Source organism: Pseudomonas sp. Choline-02u-1, assembly GCF_002836515.1.
Taxonomy (GTDB): domain Bacteria; phylum Pseudomonadota; class Gammaproteobacteria; order Pseudomonadales; family Pseudomonadaceae; genus Aquipseudomonas.
On sequence record NZ_PJBC01000002.1, the window covers coordinates 165,186 to 186,115 of the forward strand.

The window sequence follows — 20,930 nt, forward strand, 5'->3', positions numbered from 1 at the left end:
TGATAATGATTGTCAAATGAGAAAGAGAAGTAGTGCCGCGGGTCGATGGGTTTTGCGAACTGCGACACGCCGCCGCACTCCGGCCCCGCTGAACGTCGAGCCTGCCGACTAATTATTTCAAGACGTCATCCGTTCTCATTGGTGAATGGTTCCGGGCGTAGAGCCCGGCCACAGCGCATTCCGATGCCTTGCGCGGTCGGCACAGACCGCGTCCTGCACGCCTTTGACCGGGCGTGTCGCAGTACCTCGATTCCACTTGCAAGCCGAATTCAGGCAGGAAACCTCATGACCGACGCGTTCGAACTCCCCAGCACCCTGGTCCATGCCCTCAAGCGTCGCGCGGCCCTGACGCCGGATCGACTGGCCTTGCGTTTTCTCGCCGAAAACGCCGATCAGGCTGTGGTGCTCAGCTATCGCGAACTGGACCAACGCGCGCGCACGATCGCCGCAGCGTTGCAGGCCGAGGCCGGTTTCGGTGAGCGCGCGGTGCTGCTGTTTCCCAGTGGCGCGGATTACGTCGCGGCGTTTTTCGGTTGCCTGTACGCCGGCATGATTGCGGTGCCGGCCTATCCACCGGAATCCGCGCGCCGTCACCATCAGGAGCGCTTGTTGTCGATCATCGCCGACGCCGAGCCCAAGCTGTTGCTGACCAGCGCAGACCTGCGCGATGCCTTGCAGCAAATCGAAGGCGCGCCGCCACTGTTGTGTGTCGACACCCTCGACAGCGCACTGGCCGAACACTGGGTCGAGCCGGCCCTGCCGCCCGAGCACATCGCCTTTTTGCAATACACCTCCGGCTCCACTGCGCTGCCCAAGGGCGTGCAGGTCAGCCATGGCAACCTGGTCGCCAATGAACGGCTGATCCGTCACGGTTTCGGCATCGACGTCAACCCGGACGACGTCATCGTCAGCTGGTTGCCGCTGTATCACGACATGGGTCTGATCGGCGGTCTGTTGCAGCCGATTTTCAGCGGCGTGCCGTGCATTCTGATGTCGCCGGCGTACTTCCTCGGCCGGCCGTTGCGCTGGCTGGAAGCGATTGCCGAATACGGCGGCACCATCAGCGGCGGCCCGGATTTCGCCTACCGTTTGTGCAGCGAACGGGTCAGCGAATCAGCCCTCGAACGCCTCGATCTGAGCCGTTGGCGGGTGGCCTATTCCGGCTCCGAGCCGATCCGCCTCGATACCCTTGAACGCTTCGCCGAAAAATTCGCCGCTTGCGGGTTCAGTGAAAACAGCTTCATGGCCTCGTACGGTTTGGCCGAGGCGACCCTGTTTGTCGCTGGCACGCTGCGCGGCACCGGCATCCCGGCGCTGCGTGTGGACGATCAGGCGCTGGCGCAAAACCGCGCCGAGCCGGGCGACGGCAGCGCGATCATGAGCTGCGGCATTAGCCAGCCGGAACACGCGGTGCTGATCGTCGAGCCGAATACGCTGGCTGAACTGGCCGAAAACGCCGTCGGTGAAGTCTGGGCCGCCGGCCCGAGCATTGCCCACGGTTACTGGCGCAACCCCGAAGCCAGCGCCAAGACCTTCGTTCAGCATGCTGGCCGCACCTGGTTGCGCACCGGCGATCTGGGTTTTATTCGCGACGGCGAGTTGTTCGTCACCGGGCGCCTGAAAGACATGCTCATCGTTCGTGGTCACAACCTCTATCCGCAGGACATCGAGCAGACGATCGAGCGCGAAGTCGAAGTGGTGCGCAAGGGTCGTGTAGCGGCGTTCGCCGTCAATCACAGCGGTGAAGAGGGCATTGGCATCGCTGCGGAAATCAGCCGCAGCGTGCAGAAGGTTCTCCCGCCGCAAGCGCTGATCAGAGCCATTCGCCAAGCTGTGGCCGAGGCGTATCAGGAGGCGCCAAGCGTGGTGGTGTTGCTCAATCCGGGCGCGTTGCCGAAAACCTCCAGCGGCAAACTGCAGCGCTCGGCGTGCCGTAATCGTCTGGCCGATGGCAGTCTCGACAGCTACGCGATGTTCCCTTCGATTACAGCCGAAACGAACAGCGCGACCAGCTGCCCTTCGGATCTCGAAACGGTGATCGGGACACTCTGGGCCGAGCAACTCAACGTCAAACAAATCAACGCCGACGATCACTTCTTCCTGCTCGGCGGCAACTCGATCGCCGCCACGCAAGTGGTTGCGCGGGTTCGCGAAGCACTCGGTGTCGAGCTGAGCCTGCGCCTGCTGTTCGAAGCACCAACCCTGTGCGCCTTCGCGGCCGCTGTGGCGCAGCTAAAACAGGACGGCGGCAGCGCCCAAGATGCAATCAGCACGTTGTCGCGCAGTGAGCCGATGCCGCAGTCGCTGGCACAAAACCGTCTGTGGATCACTTGGCAACTCGATCCACAGAGCAGCGCCTACAATATTCCCGGCGGCCTGCGCCTGCGTGGCGAGCTGGACGAAGACGCCGTGCGCAGCAGCTTCCAGCAACTGATCGAACGCCATGAATCACTGCGCACACGTTTCTTCGAACGCGACGGTGTGGCATTGCAGCAAGTGCTTGCCGCTGCCGAATTCGACCTGCAACTGATCGACATCAGCGACCTGTCAGCGCCAGAGCGTGAAGCCCGTGCCGAGCAGATTCGCGAAGACGAAGCGCGCACTCGGTTCGATCTGGAAAAAGGCCCGTTGCTGGCGGTGACACTGGTGCGTCTCGATGATGAAGAGCATCAGTTGCTGGTGACCCTGCATCACATCATCGCTGACGGCTGGTCGCTGAATATCCTGCTCGACGAATTCTCGCGTCTCTATGCCGCCGCTACTCAAGGTGCAACGGCGACACTGGCCGCGCTGCCCACGCAATACGCCGATTACGGCAACTGGCAGCGGCAATGGCTGGCGCAAGGCGAGGGCGAGCGGCAACTGGCGTACTGGAAAGCGCAACTGGGCGAAGAACATCCGCCACTGGAACTGGCCACCGATCACCCGCGCTCGGCCAGAACCAACCACAGCGCCGCGCGCCACAGCGTGCGCTTGAGTAGCAAACTCAGCGAGGCGATCCGCCAGACCGCGCAGGCCCACGAAGCGACGTCGTTCATGCTCTTGCTTGCCGCGTTGCAAAGCCTGTTGCACCGCTACAGCGGTCAGCGCGACATTCGCATCGGCGTGCCCAACGCCAACCGTCCGCGCCTGGAAACCCAAGGCCTGATCGGTTTCTTCATCAACACCCAGGTGCTGCGTGCGCAAATCGATTCGCACCTGCCGTTTGCCGAGTTGCTGAGCCAGACGCGCCAGGCCGCACTCGGCGCCCAAGCCAATCAGGATCTGCCCTTCGAACAACTGCTCGAAGCTTTCCCGCAGGCCCGCGAGCAGGGCTTGTTCCAGATCATGTTCAACCATCAGCAGCGCGACCTTAATGCGCTCAAGCGCCTGCCGGGCTTGCTCGCCGAAGAGCTGCCGTGGCACAGCCGCGAAGCCAAGTTCGATCTGCAACTGCACAGCGAAGAGGATCGCAACGGGCGCCTGACCCTGTCGTTCGACTACGCCAGCGAACTGTTCGACGCTGCGACCATCGAGCGACTGGCCGAGCATTTCCATAATTTGCTCAGCGAAATCTGCGAACAGCCAGAGCAGGCCATCGGCGATCTGCGCTTGCTGACCGTCGACGAACAGCAACAGCACAACGACTGGAGCGCCGCCCCGTGCACCCCGGCGCAGCAATGGCTGCCGGAACTGCTCGACCAGCAACTGCGCAAAACCCCGCAACGCACCGCGCTGGTGTGGGAGAGCGGTCGCGTGGATTTTGCCGAGCTGCACACGCAAGCCAACCGGCTCGCCCATTACCTGCGCGACAAAGGCGTTGGCCCGGACGTGTGCGTGGCCATCGCCGCCGAGCGTTCGCCGCAATTGCTCATCGGTTTGCTGGCGATCATCAAGGCTGGCGGCGCCTATGTGCCGCTCGATCCTGATTACCCGGCCGAGCGCCTCGCTTACATGCTCAGCGACAGCGGCGTCCAATTGCTCCTGACCCAGACTGAACTGCTCGAACGCTTGCCGGCCAGCGAAGGTGTCAGCGTGATCGCCATGGACGCGCTGCATCTGGACAAATGGCCCAGCCAGGCCCCGGGCCTGCATCTGCACGGCGACAACCTCGCCTACGTGATTTATACCTCGGGTTCCACCGGGCAACCGAAAGGCGTCGGCAACACCCACGCCGCGCTGGCCGAGCGCCTGCAATGGATGCAGAACACCTACGCCCTCAATGAGACCGACGTGCTGATGCAAAAAGCGCCGATCAGTTTCGACGTCTCGGTGTGGGAATGCTTCTGGCCGCTGATTACGGGCGCGCGTCTGCTGCTTGCTGGCCCCGGCGAGCACCGTGACCCGCATCGCATCGCGCAACTGGTTCAAGAACACGGCGTGACCACGCTGCACTTCGTCCCACCGCTGCTGGCGCTGTTCATCGACGAGCCGCTGAGTGCCGGATGCACCAGCCTGCGCCGAATGTTTTCCGGCGGTGAAGCCTTGCCTGCCGAGCTGCGCAACCGCGTGCTGGCGCAATTGCCAGCGGTGCAATTGCACAACCGCTACGGCCCGACTGAAACCGCAATCAACGTGACCCATTGGCACTGCACAACTGCTGATGGCGAGCGCTCGCCGATTGGTCGGCCCCTGGGCAATGTGATCTGCCGCATCCTCGATGCCGATCTCAATCCAGTGCCGGCGGGCGTGGCGGGTGAGCTGTGCATCAGCGGCATCGGGCTGGCTCGTGGGTACCTTGGTCGTGCGGCGCTGACCGCTGAACGCTTCGTCGTCGATCCGCTGGGTGAGCAGGGCGCCCGTTTGTACCGCACGGGTGACCGTGCGCGCAGGTCGTCCGATGGCGTGATCGAATACCTCGGCCGTCTCGATCAACAGGTCAAGCTGCGCGGCTTTCGCGTCGAGCCGGAAGAAATCCAGGCGCGCCTGCTCGCTCAGGAGGGCGTCGCCCAAGCCGCAGTGTTAGTGCGCGAAACCGCTGCCGGTGCGCAACTGATCGGCTATTTCACCGCCACCGATGCTGATGAACAAGCCGACGAACAGGTCGCTCGCCTGAAAGCCGCCCTGGCCGCCGAGCTGCCGGAATATATGGTTCCGGCGCAACTGCTGCGCCTCGACGCGATGCCCCTGAGTCCCAGCGGCAAACTCGACCGCCGCGCCTTGCCCGAGCCGCAATGGCAAGTACGTGAACACATCGAACCAGTCAGCGCACTGCAACAACAGATCGCTGCGATCTGGCGCGAAGTCCTCGGCCTGAAGCAGGTTGGCCTGGGCGACGATTTCTTCGCCCTCGGCGGTCACTCGCTGCTGGCCACGCAAATCATTTCGCGCACACGTCAGGCCTGTGACGTCGAACTGCCGCTGCGCACCTTGTTCGAGCACAGCGAACTGGGCGATTACGCCGAACAGATTCGCCTGATCCAGGTCAGCGGCCACACCAATCAACAGTTGCCGATTGCAAAAATCGACCGCAGCCAGGCGGTGCCGCTGTCCTATTCGCAGCAGCGCATGTGGTTCCTCTGGCAGATGGAACCGGACAGTCCGGCGTACAACGTCGGCGGCATGGCGCGCTTGCGCGGCGTGCTGCATGTCGAACATTTCGAGGCCGCGTTGCAGGCGCTGATCCTGCGTCACGAAACCCTGCGCACGACATTCCCAAGTGTCGGCGGCGTCGCCCGCCAGCAGGTGCATGCCGAAACCGGCGTGCGCATGGGCTGGAAGGATTTCTCCAGCCTGCCGGCGCAACTGAGCGAGCAACAAGTGCAACAACTGGCTGACGCAGAAGCACACCAGCCGTTCGATCTGGAAACCGGCCCGCTGCTGCGCGCCTGTCTGGTCAAGACTGCCGAGCACGAGCATTACTTCGTCCTGACCCTGCACCATATCGTCACCGAAGGCTGGGCGATGGACATCTTTGCCCGTGAACTCAGTGCGCTGTACGAAGCGTTCGTCGATGAGCGCCAATCACCGCTCGAGCCGCTGCCGGTGCAATACCTCGACTACAGCGTCTGGCAGCGCCAGTGGCTGGAGTCCGGCGAGCGCCAGCGCCAGCTCGATTACTGGACCGCGCAACTCGGTCGTGAACATCCGCTGTTGGAGTTGCCCGGCGACCGTCCGCGTCCGCCGGTGCAGAGCCATCAGGGCGAGCTGTTCCGGTTCGATCTGAGCGACGCGCTGGCCGCGCGGGTGCGGGCGTTCAATGCGCAGAACGGTCTGACGTTGTTCATGACCATGACCGCCGCGCTCGCCACATTGCTCTACCGCTACAGCGGCCAGACCGACCTGCGCATCGGCGCGCCGGTGGCCAACCGGATCCGCCCGGAAAGCGAAGGGCTGATCGGCGCATTCCTCAATACCCAGGTGCTGCGTTGCCAGCTTGACGGGCAGATGTCGGTCGGCGAGTTGTTCGAGCAGGTGCGCCATACGGTGATCGAAGGCCAGTCGCATCAGGATCTGCCGTTCGATCATTTGGTCGAAGCCTTGCAACCGCCGCGCAGCGCCGCGTACAACCCGCTGTTCCAGGTGATGTGCAACGTGCAGCGCTGGGAATTCCAGCAAAGCCGCATGCTCGCCGGCATGACCGTCGAGTACCTGGCCAACGATGCGCGGGCAACCAAGTTCGATCTCAACCTGGAAGTCACCGACCTCGACCATCGCCTCGGCTGCTGCCTGACTTACAGCACCGATCTGTTCGACGAACCGACCATCGGACGCATGGCCAAGCATTGGCGCAACCTGCTTGAAGCGCTGATCGCTGATCCGCAGCAACGCCTCAGCGAACTGCCGTTGCTCGACAACACCGAGCAACAGCACCTGCTCGACAGCCTTAGCGTCGAGCCGGGCGAGCATCGTCTCGACCAGTGCATCCATCACCTGTTCGCCGAACAGGCGCTGGCGCGCCAAGACGCGCCAGCGCTGACCTTCGCCGGGCAGACCTTGAGCTACGCCGAACTCGACGCTCGCGCCAATCGTCTGGCCTGGGCGCTGCGTGAGCGCGGGGTCGGCCCGCAAGTGCGGGTCGGTCTGGCGCTGGAGCGTTCGCTGGAAATGGTCATCGGCCTGCTGGCGATTCTCAAGGCTGGCGACGCCTATGTGCCGCTGGATCCGGAGTACCCGCTCGACCGTCTGCATTACATGATCGAAGACAGCCGCATCGGTCTGCTGCTCAGCGATCGGGCGATGTTCGAAGCCCTCGGCGAGTTGCCTTCAAGCGTGGCGCGCTGGTGTCTGGAAGATGACAGCGCAGCGTTGGCCGACTATCCGGCGAGCGAGTTGCCGTTTATCAGCCTGCCGCAGCATCAGGCCTACCTGATCTACACCTCGGGCTCGACCGGCAAACCGAAAGGCGTGGTGGTGTCCCACGGCGAAATCGCCATGCACTGCCAAGCCGTGATCGAGCGTTTCGGCATGCGCCCGGACGACTGCGAACTGCACTTCTACTCGATCAACTTCGACGCTGCCACCGAGCGTCTGCTGGTGCCGCTGCTCAGCGGTGCGCAGGTGGTGCTGCGGGCGCAAGGCCAGTGGGATGCACAGGAAATCTGCGGCTTGATTCGTGCGCATCGGATCAACGTCCTCGGCTTCACGCCGAGCTACGGCAGCCAGTTGGCGCAGTTCCTTGCCACGCAGAATGAAGTCCTGCCGGTGCGCATGATCATCACTGGCGGTGAAGCGCTGACCGGCGAGCATCTGCAGCGCATCCGCGCGGCGTTCCAGCCAGCGCTGTTCTTCAACGCCTACGGCCCGACTGAAACCGTGGTCATGCCGTTGGCCAGTCTGGCGCCGCAGGTACTGGAAGAGGGCGCCGGCAGTGTGCCGATCGGCAGCGTGATCGGGGCGCGAGTCGCCTACATTCTCGACGCCGATCTGGCCTTGGTGCCGCAGGGTGCGACTGGTGAATTGTTTGTCGGTGGCGCCGGTCTGGCCCAGGCCTATCACGACCGCCCGGGCATTACCGCCGAGCGGTTTGTCGCTGACCCGTTTGCCGCTGATGGCGGACGTATGTACCGCACCGGTGACCTGGTGCGCCAGCGTGCCGATGGTCTGGTCGAGTATCTGGGGCGGATCGACCATCAAGTGAAAATCCGTGGCTTCCGCATCGAACTGGGCGAAATCGAAACGCGCCTGCTCGATCACCCTGCGATCCGCGAAGCGGTGGTGCTGGCGCTGGATGCGCCGAGTGGCAAGCAGTTGGTGGGTTACCTCGTTACAGAGGTCGCCGAACAGAGCGAAGCGCAACAAGCTGAACTGCGCGAAGCACTGAAGTCGCACCTCAAGGCGCAACTGCCGGACTACATGGTGCCGACCCACCTGATGCTGCTGGCAAGCATGCCGCTGACCGCCAACGGCAAACTCGACCGCCGCGCCTTGCCAGCGCCGGACCCGGAGCTCAATCGTCAGGACTATGTCGCGCCAGAGAACGAGCTGGAGCAGGCCCTGGCGCAGATCTGGTATGAAGTGCTCAACGTCAAACAAGTCGGCCTCAACGACAACTTTTTCGAACTCGGCGGTGATTCGATTCTGTCGATTCAAGTGGTCAGCCGCGCGCGTCAGCAGGGCATTCACTTCAGCCCGCGCGACTTGTTCCAGCATCAGACGGTGCAGACGCTCGCCGCAGTGGCCAGCCGCACGCAGCAAGTGACTGCCGAGCAAGGTCTGGTGGATGGGGCATCGCGCCTGACGCCGATTCAGCATTGGTTCTTCGGTACGGACATTCCCCAGCGTCAGCACTGGAATCAGGCGCTGTTGCTGGAGCCGACCATGCGCCTTGAACCGCAACGTCTGCAGCAAGCATTGTGGGCAGTGATCGAGCAGCACGACGCCTTGCGTCTGCGTTTCAGCGAAGTCGATAAAGCGTGGCAGGCAACGCACCAGGCGCTGACGGATGAAGAACTTCTCTGGCAGTTCAGCGTCGATTCGCTGGCCCCGTGCGAAGCCTTGTTCGCCGATGCACAACGCAGTCTGCATCTGCAGAACGGCCCACTGCTGCGCGCAGTGCTGGTCGACGTCGCCGGTGCACAGCAACGCCTGTTTATCGCCATCCACCACTTGGTGGTCGACGGTGTGTCGTGGCGCGTGTTGCTCGACGATCTGCAAACCGCCTATCGCCAACTCGACGCTGCGCAGCCGCTGAAACTGCCGACGAAAACCAGCGCCTTCAAGGACTGGGCCGCGCGTTTGCACGCTTATGCCGGCAGCGAATCGCTGCGTGAAGAATTGAGCTGGTGGCAGGCGCAACTGGCCGGGCCGAGCGCTGATCTGCCTTGCGAAAACCGGCAGGGCGGCAGGCAGCATCGGCATGCACAAACCGTCAGCGTGCGCCTCGACGCCGAGCTCACCCGCCAATTGCTGCAACAGGCGCCGAGTGCTTATCGCACCCACGTCAACGACCTGCTGCTGACCGCGCTGGCCCGTGTGTTGTGCCGCTGGAACGGACAGCCGTCGGCGTTGATTCAATTGGAAGGCCACGGCCGCGAAACCCTGTTCGACGAGATTGACCTGACCCGCACGGTTGGCTGGTTTACCAGCGCTTACCCGCTGCGCCTGACCCCGCACAACATCGAAGAGGCTGCCGGGCAGGGTGCTTCGATCAAGGCGATCAAGGAACAACTGCGCGCCGTGCCGCACAAAGGTCTCGGTTATGGCGTGCTGCGTTATCTGGCCGATGACGGCTGCCGCCAGCGCATGGCCGCGCTGCCACAGGCGCCGATCACCTTCAATTATCTCGGCCAGTTCGACCAGAGCTTCGGCAGCGATGCGCTGTTCCATCCTCTCGATGAAGCAGTCGGGGCCGCTCATGATCCGCAGGCGCCGTTGCCGAACGAGTTGAGCGTCGACGGTCAGGTGTATGGCGGGGAACTGCTACTGCGCTGGACTTTCAGTGCCGAGCGTTATGCGGTGCAGACGATCAATGATCTGGCCGATGCCTATCTCGGCGAGTTGTGCAGCCTGATCGAGCACTGCCTGCAGGACGGTGCCGGCGGCCTGACGCCGTCGGACTTCCCGCTGGCGAAACTGACTCAGGCACAACTCGATGCGCTGCCGGTGCCGGCCGCGCACATCGAAGATGTCTATCCGCTGACACCGATGCAGGAAGGCATGTTGCTGCACACCCTGCTCGAACCGGGCACCGGTCTGTACTACATGCAGGATCGTTATCGCATCAACAGCGAGCTCGATCCCGAGCGTTTCGCCCAGGCCTGGCAAGCGGTGGTCGCCCGTCATGAAGCGTTGCGCGCTTCGTTCTGCTGGAACGTTGGCGAAGACATGCTGCAAGTGATTCACACGCCGGGGCGTACGCCGATCGAGTACCTGGATTGGAGTGCCGTCGCCGAAACCGAGCATGAACCACAGCTGCAAGCGCTGCTGAAAAGCGAGCGCGAGGCCGGGTTCGATCTGCTCAATCAGGCGCCGTTCCACCTGCGCCTGATCAAGGTCGGCGCGGCGCGCTACTGGTTCATGATGAGTAACCACCACATCCTCATCGATGCCTGGTGCCGGTCGCTGCTGATGAACGATTTCTTCGAGATCTACACCGCCCTCGGCGAAGGTCGCGAAGCGCAGTTGAGCGTGCCGCCGCGTTATCGCGATTACATCGGCTGGCTGCAACGTCAGAGCCTGGCCGAGGCGCGACAGTGGTGGCGGCAGAATCTGCAAGGCTTCGAACGCACTACGCCGATCCCCAGCGACCGGCCGTTCCTGCGCGAACACGCTGGCGAAAGCGGCGGCATGATCGTCGGCGACCGCTACACCCGCCTCAATGCCGAGGACGGCGCCCGCCTGCGGGAACTGGCGCAGGCCCATCAACTGACCGTCAACACCTTCGCCCAGGCTGCGTGGGCTCTGGTGCTGCGGCGCCTGAGCGGCGATCGCGACGTGCTCTTCGGCGTCACAGTGGCCGGGCGTCCGGTGGAGATGCCGGAGATGCAGCGCACTGTCGGCCTGTTCATCAACAGTATTGCCCTGCGCGTGAAGATGCCTGCGGACGATCAGCGCAGCAGCGTGCGCCAATGGCTCAGCGCTTTGCTCGACAGCAATATGCAACTGCGCGAGTACGAATACCTGCCGCTGGTGAACATTCAGGAACAGAGCGAATTGCCCAAGGGCCAGCCGCTGTTCGACAGCCTCTTCGTGTTCGAAAACGCCCCGGTGGAAGTCTCGGTGCTCGACCGAGCGCAGAGTTTGAATGCCACTTCGGATTCCGGCCGCACCCATACCAACTTCCCGCTGACGGCGGTGTGCTACCCGGGCGATGACCTTGGCTTGCACCTGTCCTATGACCAGCGTTACTTGGACGAGGCGACGGTCGAGCGCATGCTCAGTGAGTTCAAGCGGCTGCTGCTGGCGCTGGTCGACGGCTTCCATGGCGACATGGCCGATTTGCCGCTGCTGGGCGACGAAGAACGCGACTTCCTGCTGCACGGTTGCAACCAGAGCGGCCACGACTATCCGCTGGAGCAAAGCTACGTGGCGTTGTTCGAAGCGCAGGTCGCGGCGCATCCGCAGCGCATCGCCGCCAGTTGCCTCGATCAGCAATTGAGCTACGCCGAACTGAACCACAACGCCAACCGCCTCGGCCATGCCCTGGTCGCTGCCGGTGTGCGGATGGATCAACCGGTGGCGCTGCTGGCCGAGCGCAATCTCGACCTGCTCGGCATGATCATCGGCAGCTTCAAGGCCGGTGCCGGTTACCTGCCGCTGGACCCGGGGCTGCCGAGCCAGCGTCTGAGCCGCATTATCGAGCTCAGCCGCACGCCGTTGCTGGTGTGCAGCGCAGCTTGCCGCGAACAGGCGCAGACCTTGCTCGAGGCGTTTGGCTGTTCGAATCGTCCGCGCCTGCTGGTGTGGGAAGAGGTGCAGGCGTCGGCGACAGCGACGCATAATCCCGGCATTCACAGCGGCCCGGACAATCTCGCTTATGTGATCTACACGTCGGGTTCGACCGGTTTGCCAAAAGGCGTCATGGTCGAGCAGCGCGGCATGCTCAATAACCAATTGAGCAAACGCCCGTATCTCGACTTGAGCGAGGTCGATGTGATTGCACAGACCGCCTCGCAGAGCTTCGATATTTCCGTCTGGCAGTTCCTCGCCGCGCCGTTGTTCGGCGCGCGGGTCGATATCGTGCCGAATGCGATTGCCCACGATCCGCAAGGTTTGCTGGCGCATGTGCAGGCGCAGGGCATTACGGTGCTGGAAAGTGTGCCGTCGCTGATTCAGGGCATGCTCGCCGCCGAGCGGCTGAGTCTCGACGGCTTGCGCTGGATGCTGCCGACCGGCGAAGCGATGCCGCCGGAGCTGGCCCATCAGTGGCTGCTGCGTTACCCGCAGATCGGTCTGGTCAATGCTTACGGCCCGGCGGAATGTTCCGATGACGTGGCGTTCTACCGCGTCGACCTGGCCTCGACGCGTGGCAGTTATTTGCCGATCGGCACGCCGACCGACAACAACTTGCTCTATCTGCTCGATGGCGCGCTGGATCTGGTGCCGCTGGGCGCGGTGGGTGAATTGTGCGTGGCTGGCATCGGTGTCGGTCGCGGCTACGTCAGCGATCCGCTGCGCACCGCGCCGGTGTTTGTGCCGAACCCGTTCGGCGCGCCGGGCGAGCGCCTGTACCGCACCGGTGACCTGGCGCGGCGCCGCACTGATGGTGTGCTGGAATACGTCGGCCGGGTCGATCATCAGGTGAAGATTCGCGGTTACCGCATCGAACTCGGTGAAATCGAAGCGCGTCTGCACGAACAACCGCAAGTACGTGACGCGGCGGTTGGCGTGCAAGAGGGCGTTAACGGCAAGCACCTGGTCGGTTATCTGGTCGCCGCCGATGCAGCGCTCAATCCGGCCGAACGCCTGGAGCAGATCAAGCAGCGCCTGCGCGCCGAACTGCCGGAATACATGGTGCCGCTGCACTGGCTGTGGCTGGAGCAAATGCCGCTCAATGCCAACGGCAAACTCGACCGCAAAGCCTTGCCGGCGCTGGAGATCGGTCAGTTGCAGAGCGAGGACTATCTGGCCCCGCGCAACGAGCTGGAGCAGACCCTGGCTGATATCTGGGCCCAGGTGCTCAAGGTCGACAAGGTCGGCGTGCGCGACAACTTTTTCGAACTGGGCGGGCATTCGCTACTGGCAACGCAGATTGCATCGCGAGTGCAGAAAACCCTGCAACGCAATGTGCCGCTGCGCGCGATGTTCGAGTGCAGTACGGTGGCGGAACTGGCCGAGTACATTGATGGACTGGCGGCCAGCGATATGACTGAGGAGAAGGTGGATCGGTTGAATGATCTGATGGCGCAGCTGGAGGGGCTTTAGTTCTTCGGCGTTTGGGCCGGCGATGGCGTCGGAGAATTCAACACAAATCAACCGGTACGTGACTGTACATTTCCGGGCTTGACGATCAACAACCGGCAGCTCAGTCTGCCGGTTCTCTTTTTCTCCCGGAGGTGGTCGATGGCCTTTTTCACGGTTGACGGACAAGCGCTGCACTACATTGATCAAGGCACTGGCCCGGCCGTGTTGCTCGCAGGCAGTTATCTCTGGGATCAAGCGATGTGGGCGCCGCAGATCGCCGCGCTGACCCCGCACTATCGCGTCATCGCGCTGGATCTTTGGGGGCATGGCGAGTCCGGCAAGTTACCCGAAGGCACCACATCGCTGGATGACATCGCCCGTCAGGCGCAGGCTTTGCTTGATCACCTGGACATCGACCGCGTCACTCTGGTCGGGCTGTCGGTCGGCGGCATGTGGGGCGCGCGCCTGGCACTGTCCGCAGCGCAACGTTTGAACGGTCTGGTGCTGATGGACACCTACGTCGGCGTCGAGCCGGAACCGACCCGGCAGTATTACTTCTCGCTGTTCAAGCAGATCGAAGACACCGGCACCCTCTCTGAACAACTGCTCGACATCGTCGTGCCAATCTTCTTCCGCCCGGGCATCGACCCGCAGTCGCCGCTGTATCAGGACTTTCGCGCAAAACTGCAAGGCTATTCGCCCGAGCGTTTGCGCGAAAGCATCGTGCCGATGGGGCGCATCACTTTTGGTCGTGACGACTTGTTGCCACGCCTGGCCGAGCTGGACGCGGCTGCGACGCTGGTGCTCTGCGGCGATCAGGACAAACCACGGCCACCGTCGGAAGCCCGGGAAATGGCTGAATTGATTGGTTGCCCGTGTGTGCTGGTGCCAGAGGCGGGGCATATCTCCAATCTGGAGAACCCCGAATTCGTCACTGAGGCGCTGCTAGCGTTTCTGGCCGAGCGAAACCGCTAGAGCGGGTGAAGTTCATTCGCGAGCAAGTCTGCTCCCACAGGGTTTCACTTGTTCACATATTTCGTGCTCATCACAACACTTTGTGGGAGCGGGCTTGCCCGCGATGAGGCAGGGTCAGGCGATAAAGAATCGGCTTTATTTCGGCCCGAGAATCTTCACCAGCTTGTCCGGCGAAGGCGCGCCTTGCTGTTGTTGCAATTCGCCTTTGTCGTCCAGGTAGAAAATGGCCGGGGTAGCTTGCAGTTCCAGGTCTTCCATCAACTGCATGTTGGCCGCGAGTTTGGTTTGCACCGCGACCGGAATGTCTTTCAGAGCCTTGAGCGCGCTGCCCTTGCCGGCCTTTTCGTGATCCTCCAGCGCTTTGGCCGGATCTTTTGCCGCCAGCAGCGCGGCTGATTTGCCCGGGCTGTCTTCGCGGATGATGCCGACCATGATGTGGCGCAACTGCACCTTGCCGGCCTTGACCCATGGCCGCGCCTGTTCCCAGAACATGTTGCAATACGGGCAGTTCGGGTCGCTGAACAGGTACACCGTGCGCGGCGCATCCTTGTTGCCATCCTGAATCCAGTTGCTCGCCTCGAACTTGGCCCAGACTTCCTTGGACATCGGCGCATAGACCAGTTTCTGCAACGGCTCGCTACTCAGATCCTTGCCGTCGGCGTCGTACAGATTACCAACCACGACGTGCTTGCCGTCCGGAGTCAGGTAGAGCGCCATGCCGCGATTCTGGTATTGCGCAGCGTACCCGCGCAGGCCGTCGGGGGCGTCGAACTGGCCGACAATTTTTGCGCCTTTTGCTTCGATTTTTTTGATCGCCGCAGGCAGTTCTTCAGCAGCCTGCACTGACGGCAAGTGCAGCAGGGCAGTGCCCAGGGTCAGCGTCAGCAGGTGGCGGAGGCGGGGCATGGCAGTTTCCTTGCAGAGTTGGCCGGAGCAACGGCCTGATTCGGGCTAGAAGGTGAAGTGTCGAACGTTTCCAGCGCGCGCGCGAGGCTGGCATTCGACAGTTCACCTAGGTGACTGGTCAGCAAACGACCGTCAGGGCTATAGAACAGCGTAGTCGGTAACGCCATGGAACCCACGGCCTGACCGAGACGGCCGCTGCGGTCGAACAGCACGTTGTTCAGGCTCAGGCCCTGGGTTTCCAGGAACGTTGCCACGCTTTGCATGCTTTCGGCCTGATTGACGAACAAGAACGTCAGATCCGGACGCTGTTGTTGGGCGTTTTCCAGTACCGGCATTTCTCGCCGGCATGGCGGACACCAGGTCGCCCACAGGTTGATCACCAGCGGGCCGCCCTGATAGTCACGGAGCTTGATCCTTTCCCCGGCGGCGTTACGCAGGGAGATATCCGGCAGCCGCGTGCCTTGTTCATAAATATTCAGCGACAGCGTGGCGAGCAACCAGAACATCACGCCGCTGACCACACCGAAGCCCAACGGGCGACGCAGACCGGGGCGCCGCCAGCCGCGATACAACGCCGCCAGCAGCAGAACGATCACCCCGGGCCAGGCGAGAAAACCACCGTCGCGCAGATCGATGATCTGCCACGGGTCGTTGCGATAATGCGACCAGTACAGCGCGACAAACGCAATGCGCGCCGCGAGCATGCCCAGCAAGAAGAGGCTGAACAGCGCCGACTCGGGGTTATCGCCGCCGCGCTTGGCCACTCGCCAACCGACAAACGTCGCCAGCGCCAGAGCACTGATCAGCAGCAAGTGGTTAAGCGCGATGGCGAAGGTGCCGAGGGTGAGCGTCAGCATCAGTTGGCGTCTCGGGTAGTGGACCAGCGTTGCAGGAAGGTGTCGGCATCGACCTCGCCGGTGATGCGCTGGCTGCGGCGTTCTGCGCCGTCAGCGCCGATCCAGATGAACGTCGGCGGCCCCGGCACTTTATAACGACCGAGCAGCTCGCGACTGGCGGCGTTGTCGGCGGTCACATCCAGGCGCAGCAGGCGTACGTTGCTCAGCGCCTGCATGACCTTGGCCTCGCCGAACACCTTCTTTTCCATCACTTTGCACGACACACACCAGTCGGCGTAGTAATCGAGCAACACCCATTGGCCCTGAGCCCTGGCGGCGTCGAGTTCGCGTTGCAGCGTGGCTGGTTCATTGACCGTGGTGAAAGCGTCGTGACCACTTGGCGCTGCACCGGCAACACGGCCGGCGCTGTAAACCTGCAACGGCTGATACGGATCATCGCTGCCGCCAGCCGCACCGATCACTAGCAAGCTGCCCCACAAACCGAGCAAGAGGGACAGGGCGCCAAACATCTGCGCGACGCGGCCAAAACCTTCGGACTGTTTCCAGGCGCTGTAAGCCGCAATCAGCAGCAGCGCGCCACACAGGCCGAGCCACAACGACGGGGCCAGCACCGGACGCAGCATCAGCAATGCGGTTGCGAGAAAGAGGAAGCCGAATACACCTTTGAGCAGATTCATCCAGGCGCCGGGTTTCGGCAGGAAACGGTTGCCGACGGTGACCAGCAGTAACAGCGGCACACCGATGCCGATGCCCAGTGCAAACAGGATCAAACCGCCGTGCAAGGCGTTACCGCTTTGCGCGATGTACAACAGCGCACCGGCCAGTGGCGCGGTCATGCACGGCCCGACCAACAGACCGGACAATGCGCCCAGCACACCGGCGCCGATCAGGCTGCCGCCGCTGCGGCTGCGCGAAGCATGTTCAAGTCGATCACGCAGGGCCACCGGCAGTTGCAGCTCGAAGAAGCCGAACATCGGCAGTGCGAGCACCACGAAAATGGCGGCAAATGTGCCGAGTAACCACGGATTCTGCAACCACGCCTGCAGGTTCGCGCCGAGCAGCGCAGCAATCACGCCCATCGCCGCATACACCAGCGCCATGCAGATCACATAGCTGCTGGCCAAGGCAAAGCCGCGCCTTGGTGTGGCGCCACTGCCGACAATCATCCCGGCCAGAATCGGCAGCATCGGCAGCGAACATGGCGTGAATGCCAGCAGCAGGCCGAGTCCGAAAAACACCAACAGGCTCCAGCCCAGCGCCCGTTGTTGCAGACTGCTGGCCAAGGCCTGGTCCGGCGCTTCAGTGCCTGTTGCTGCTGCGGCTTTGCCGCCTAGATCGATCACTCGGGTTTGCGGTGGATAGCACAGACCGGCATCGGCGCAGCCCTGATAACTGACTTTGATCTGCCCCTTTGCCGCCGCCGGGATTTTTACTTCCAGGCCTTGGCGGTAGACCGGCTGTTCGCCAAAGAACTCATCGCTGTGAGATTCGCCTTCAGGCAGTACCGGCTGCTGATCAGCGGCCAGCCCGTCGAACTTCAAGCGTTTCTGATACAGGTAGTAGCCGTCACTGATCTGCCAGAACAACTGGGTTTCTCCCGAGTCCAGACGCTCGGAGGTGAGTACGAATGCCTGGTCGACGGGTAAAAAGTCCGGCTTGGATTCGAACGGATTGTTTGCGGCCTGAGCCAGACCGGAAATGAGTAAAGCAAACAGAAGAAAAAAATGACGCATGGAGGAGCCTTGTCCCTGTGCAAGTGGGGTACAGGATGGGCGGCGGCGATTAACCGATAATTAACCCTATCCTACTAGCCCCACCAGGTTCGGCCAATCAGTCGCGCAGCAGGCCGGGCCAATTATCCTCATTGATTGTTCTGGGGCCGGAAACCAGTCGGTCGGATTGAATGTTGTAGGTCAAATATTGATTGTTGGTGAGGAAGATGTACCAGTAGCTGTCCGCGAATGTCCGGTCATTCTGTGCTGCTGTGATGATTCGGTCTTCATAGGGTTTCAGCGCGCCCAGTTGATATTCGCCAAACCGGTTGCGGGTAAGGGTCCTGGCTCTGTAGTTGAACGATAGATAGTGTCCGTCATCAAGAATAAAGCGGAACAGGAAAGGGTGGCCGGTAAGTTGAAACCAAGTGCCGGCGATGATCCTGTCAAAATACGGAAGGATCGGTTTCCAGACAGAGTCGGCAACCTTGTAGAACGCAGCAACCTTATCGTTATCCTGGTCATATTTGCACACCATCGGGGTTGTGCCCTGATAGAAGAACAACCAGGCGATGTCCTCGTCACTTGCGGTATTCCAGCCGAACGAAGTGGTAGTCAAGCCGAAGCGCAGGTCTTTTGTATAGGGGTCGAAAGTGTCCCAACTGCCTGCGGTGGAGGCTGGGTAATTGGCTGATACGCTATTGTTTCCCAGATCAAAGCGCGAATAAGTGTCGGTGTTCTTGAAGAAGAAATAAATCCGATCGGGGCCGGAACGCCAGTCTATGGCGACGAAGTTGTTCAGGTTGCTCACGTTTTAAGTCCATTTAAATGCGGATTGAAAGTTGCAGGCCGAAGCTAAATGAAGTCATCTTTTCGATAAAGTCCGCAATTGTTTCCGGATGGGTAACCCGAACCACAAGAGTTTTGGCCCTCTGCCTCGCATCCGTCGCCGATACGCGATAATTCGCTATGTTCGCCTACAGCTTTGCGAACTCGATATGTACCGCCATAATTGCGCCTTAATCCTCGGCTGTTTCACTCGCGTTTTTGTCCACGGAGCCCCCATGCACGTACTGGTTTGCGAAGACGATGAGCTGATCGCCAGTGGCATCGTCGCCGGGCTCACGGCGCAGGGCCTGACCGTCGAGCACGTCAACACGGCATCAAAGGCGCGGGCGATGCTCAAGGTCGCCGAGTTCGACGTGATGGTGCTCGATCTCGGTCTGCCTGACGAAGACGGCCTCAAGCTGCTGCAGCAACTGCGCAATCACGGTCTGGAAATTCCGGTGTTGATTCTCACTGCTCGCGATTCAGTGACTGATCGTGTCGACGGTTTGCAGGCTGGCGCAGACGACTACCTGCTCAAGCCTTTTGACCTGCGCGAACTGTTTGCTCGCCTGCAAACCTTGTTGCGTCGAGTCGCCGGACGCAGCGTCAATCTGATCGAACATGGCCCGCTCACCTACGACCCAAGCAGCCGGGAAACCCGACTGGCCGGGCAACCGGTGGACTTGTCGCGGCGTGAGCAGTCACTCTTGCAGGCGTTGCTGCACAATCGTGGCCGGGTGCTGTCCACCGAGCAGTTGAAGGACAGCGTCTACGGCTTTAACGATGAGTTGGAAAGCAACGCGCTGAACGTGCATATCCACCATCTGCGCAGCAAGCTCGGCAAGGGCATCGTCGAAACCGTGCGCGGTCTGGGCTATCGGCTCGGGCCCGCCGACGGCGCAGAGCAAGGCAAGTGATGAGTCTGCGCCTGCGGCTGAGCCTGACGCTCGGCGCCGCGTTCGCGCTGATCTGGGCGTTGGCGGCGGCCTGGATGCTCAGCGATTTGCGCAATCAGATGATGTTCTCTCTCGACCAGCGTCTGGTTGCCTCGGCGCGCATGGTCGCCGGGCTGCTCGAGCAATTGCCGACGCTGCCGAGCAAGGGCGAGGGCACGCACTTCAGTGCCGAACAGCTGAATATTCCCGGCGGTATGGCCTGTCAGGTCAGTTCGTTGCGCGGGGAAATCCTTGCCCGTAGCCACAACAATCCCGAACAAGCGCTGGAAGCCGAAAAAATTGGCTTCCACGATCAGATGATCGACGGTGCGCCGTGGCGTAGTTTCACTCTGGCTCGCGGCGATGTGCGCATCACTACGGCAGATCGGCAGATCGAGCGTGAAGCCTTGAACATGTCGATTCTGCTCGCCGCTTCGGTACCAGTCGGCGTGGCCTTGCTCGGCTGTTTGTGCCTGCTGTGGCTGGGCATCGGTCAGGGCCTTGCACCACTGAATCGCCTGCGCGAAGCACTGATGCGGCGCAATGCCGATTCTCTTGAACCGTTGCAGTTGCAGGCATTTCCCAGCGAGTTGAAGCCGTTGCTGGAAACCCAGAACCAGTTGTTCCAGCGCATCGGCAAGACCATCGAGCGTGAACGTCGCCTGACCGGTGACGCCGCGCACGAATTGCGCAGTCCGCTGACGGCCATCAAGACCCACCTGCAAGTCGCACGCATGACCGATGGCAATGCCCGCGATCAGTCGCTGGCGCGCGCCGAGGAGGGCGCCGATCGCCTGCACCGCACCCTTGAACAGTTACTGTTGCTGGCGCGGGTCGAAGGCAGTCTGTCGTTCGATGACGGCTCGCAGTGCAGCGCCGAGCAGGTGGCCAGACTGGCGATTCAGGACGCCACGGGCGGTGAACGGCTGCGGATCAAACTGCATGTGCCGGATGACCTGCCTGCCGCTCCGGTGCAAATGCCTGCGGTGCTGGCAATTGCTGCGCTGCGCAACCTGCTCGATAACGCCTTGCGCCATACGCCTGAAGATTGTGCGGTCGAGGTCAATCTTGAAAGCATTGGCGCTCGCGTGCGTTTTGTCGTGCGCGATCATGGCCCGGGCATTGCGCCGGATGACATACAGCATCTGACTCAGCGGTTCTGGCGCAACGGTCAGAGCACCGGCTGCGGGCTGGGTCTGGCGATTGTCCAGGCGATTGTCCAGCGCTGTGATTGTGCCCTGCATTTCGACAGCCGCGCGGATGGCTTGCGGGTCGAACTGACCATGCCGTTGCAACCTCTCTGACCGCACCGCACCGCCCTGCGCAGGAGCTGCCGAAGGCTGCGATCTTTTGATTTTGCTTCAAGATCAAGATCAAAAAATCGCAGCCTTCGGCAGCTCCTACAGGATTGCTGTTCCGGCACATCAAATGTAACTTCTCGGCGTTCGCTATCC

General features: G+C 62.0%; 8 protein-coding genes. 4 read left to right on the forward strand and 4 right to left on the reverse strand.

The annotated features are described in order from the left end of the window. Nucleotides 1–285: 285 nt before the first annotated feature. Together CXF97_RS01830 and CXF97_RS01835 are read left to right on the forward strand one after the other, a co-directional pair. Entirely contained in the window at nucleotides 286–13,284 is a 12,999-nt protein-coding gene (locus CXF97_RS01830) for a non-ribosomal peptide synthetase (protein ID WP_101155605.1), read from the forward strand. Nucleotides 13,285–13,422: 138 nt separating this feature from the next. After that, complete coding sequence (locus CXF97_RS01835) at nucleotides 13,423–14,238, forward strand: alpha/beta fold hydrolase (RefSeq protein ID WP_101155607.1); 816 nt, start codon at nucleotides 13,423–13,425, stop codon at nucleotides 14,236–14,238. Nucleotides 14,239–14,373: 135 nt separating this feature from the next. Here the strand turns inward: CXF97_RS01835 and dsbG are convergent, their stop codons facing one another. The 4 genes from dsbG to CXF97_RS01855 all read right to left on the reverse strand — a co-directional run bounded on the left by dsbG (nucleotide 14,374) and on the right by CXF97_RS01855 (nucleotide 18,524). Further along, complete coding sequence (dsbG, locus tag CXF97_RS01840; protein ID WP_101155609.1) at nucleotides 14,374–15,144, reverse strand: thiol:disulfide interchange protein DsbG; 771 nt, start codon at nucleotides 15,142–15,144, stop codon at nucleotides 14,374–14,376. Then, nucleotides 15,120–16,001, reverse strand: coding sequence for a TlpA disulfide reductase family protein (locus tag CXF97_RS01845; RefSeq protein WP_101155610.1), 882 nt, complete (start codon nucleotides 15,999–16,001; stop codon nucleotides 15,120–15,122). The genes dsbG and CXF97_RS01845 overlap by 25 nt, the downstream gene beginning before the upstream one ends. Beyond that, the gene (gene dsbD, locus CXF97_RS01850) at nucleotides 16,001–17,734 is read right to left on the reverse strand and encodes a protein-disulfide reductase DsbD (RefSeq protein ID WP_101155612.1); all 1,734 of its coding nucleotides are present in this window, start codon (nucleotides 17,732–17,734) and stop codon (nucleotides 16,001–16,003) included. The genes CXF97_RS01845 and dsbD overlap by 1 nt, the downstream gene beginning before the upstream one ends. A gap of 97 nt (nucleotides 17,735–17,831) precedes the next feature. Next, nucleotides 17,832–18,524, reverse strand: coding sequence for a hypothetical protein (locus CXF97_RS01855; RefSeq protein ID WP_101155613.1), 693 nt, complete (start codon nucleotides 18,522–18,524; stop codon nucleotides 17,832–17,834). 253 nt (nucleotides 18,525–18,777) lie between these two features. Between CXF97_RS01855 and CXF97_RS01860 the strand changes: the two genes are divergently transcribed. Then, nucleotides 18,778–19,458, forward strand: coding sequence for a response regulator (locus CXF97_RS01860; protein ID WP_101155615.1), 681 nt, complete (start codon nucleotides 18,778–18,780; stop codon nucleotides 19,456–19,458). Beyond that, nucleotides 19,458–20,780, forward strand: a complete 1,323-nt coding sequence (locus CXF97_RS01865; protein WP_101155617.1) for an ATP-binding protein — start codon at nucleotides 19,458–19,460, stop codon at nucleotides 20,778–20,780. The genes CXF97_RS01860 and CXF97_RS01865 overlap by 1 nt, the downstream gene beginning before the upstream one ends. Nucleotides 20,781–20,930 lie beyond the last annotated feature (150 nt).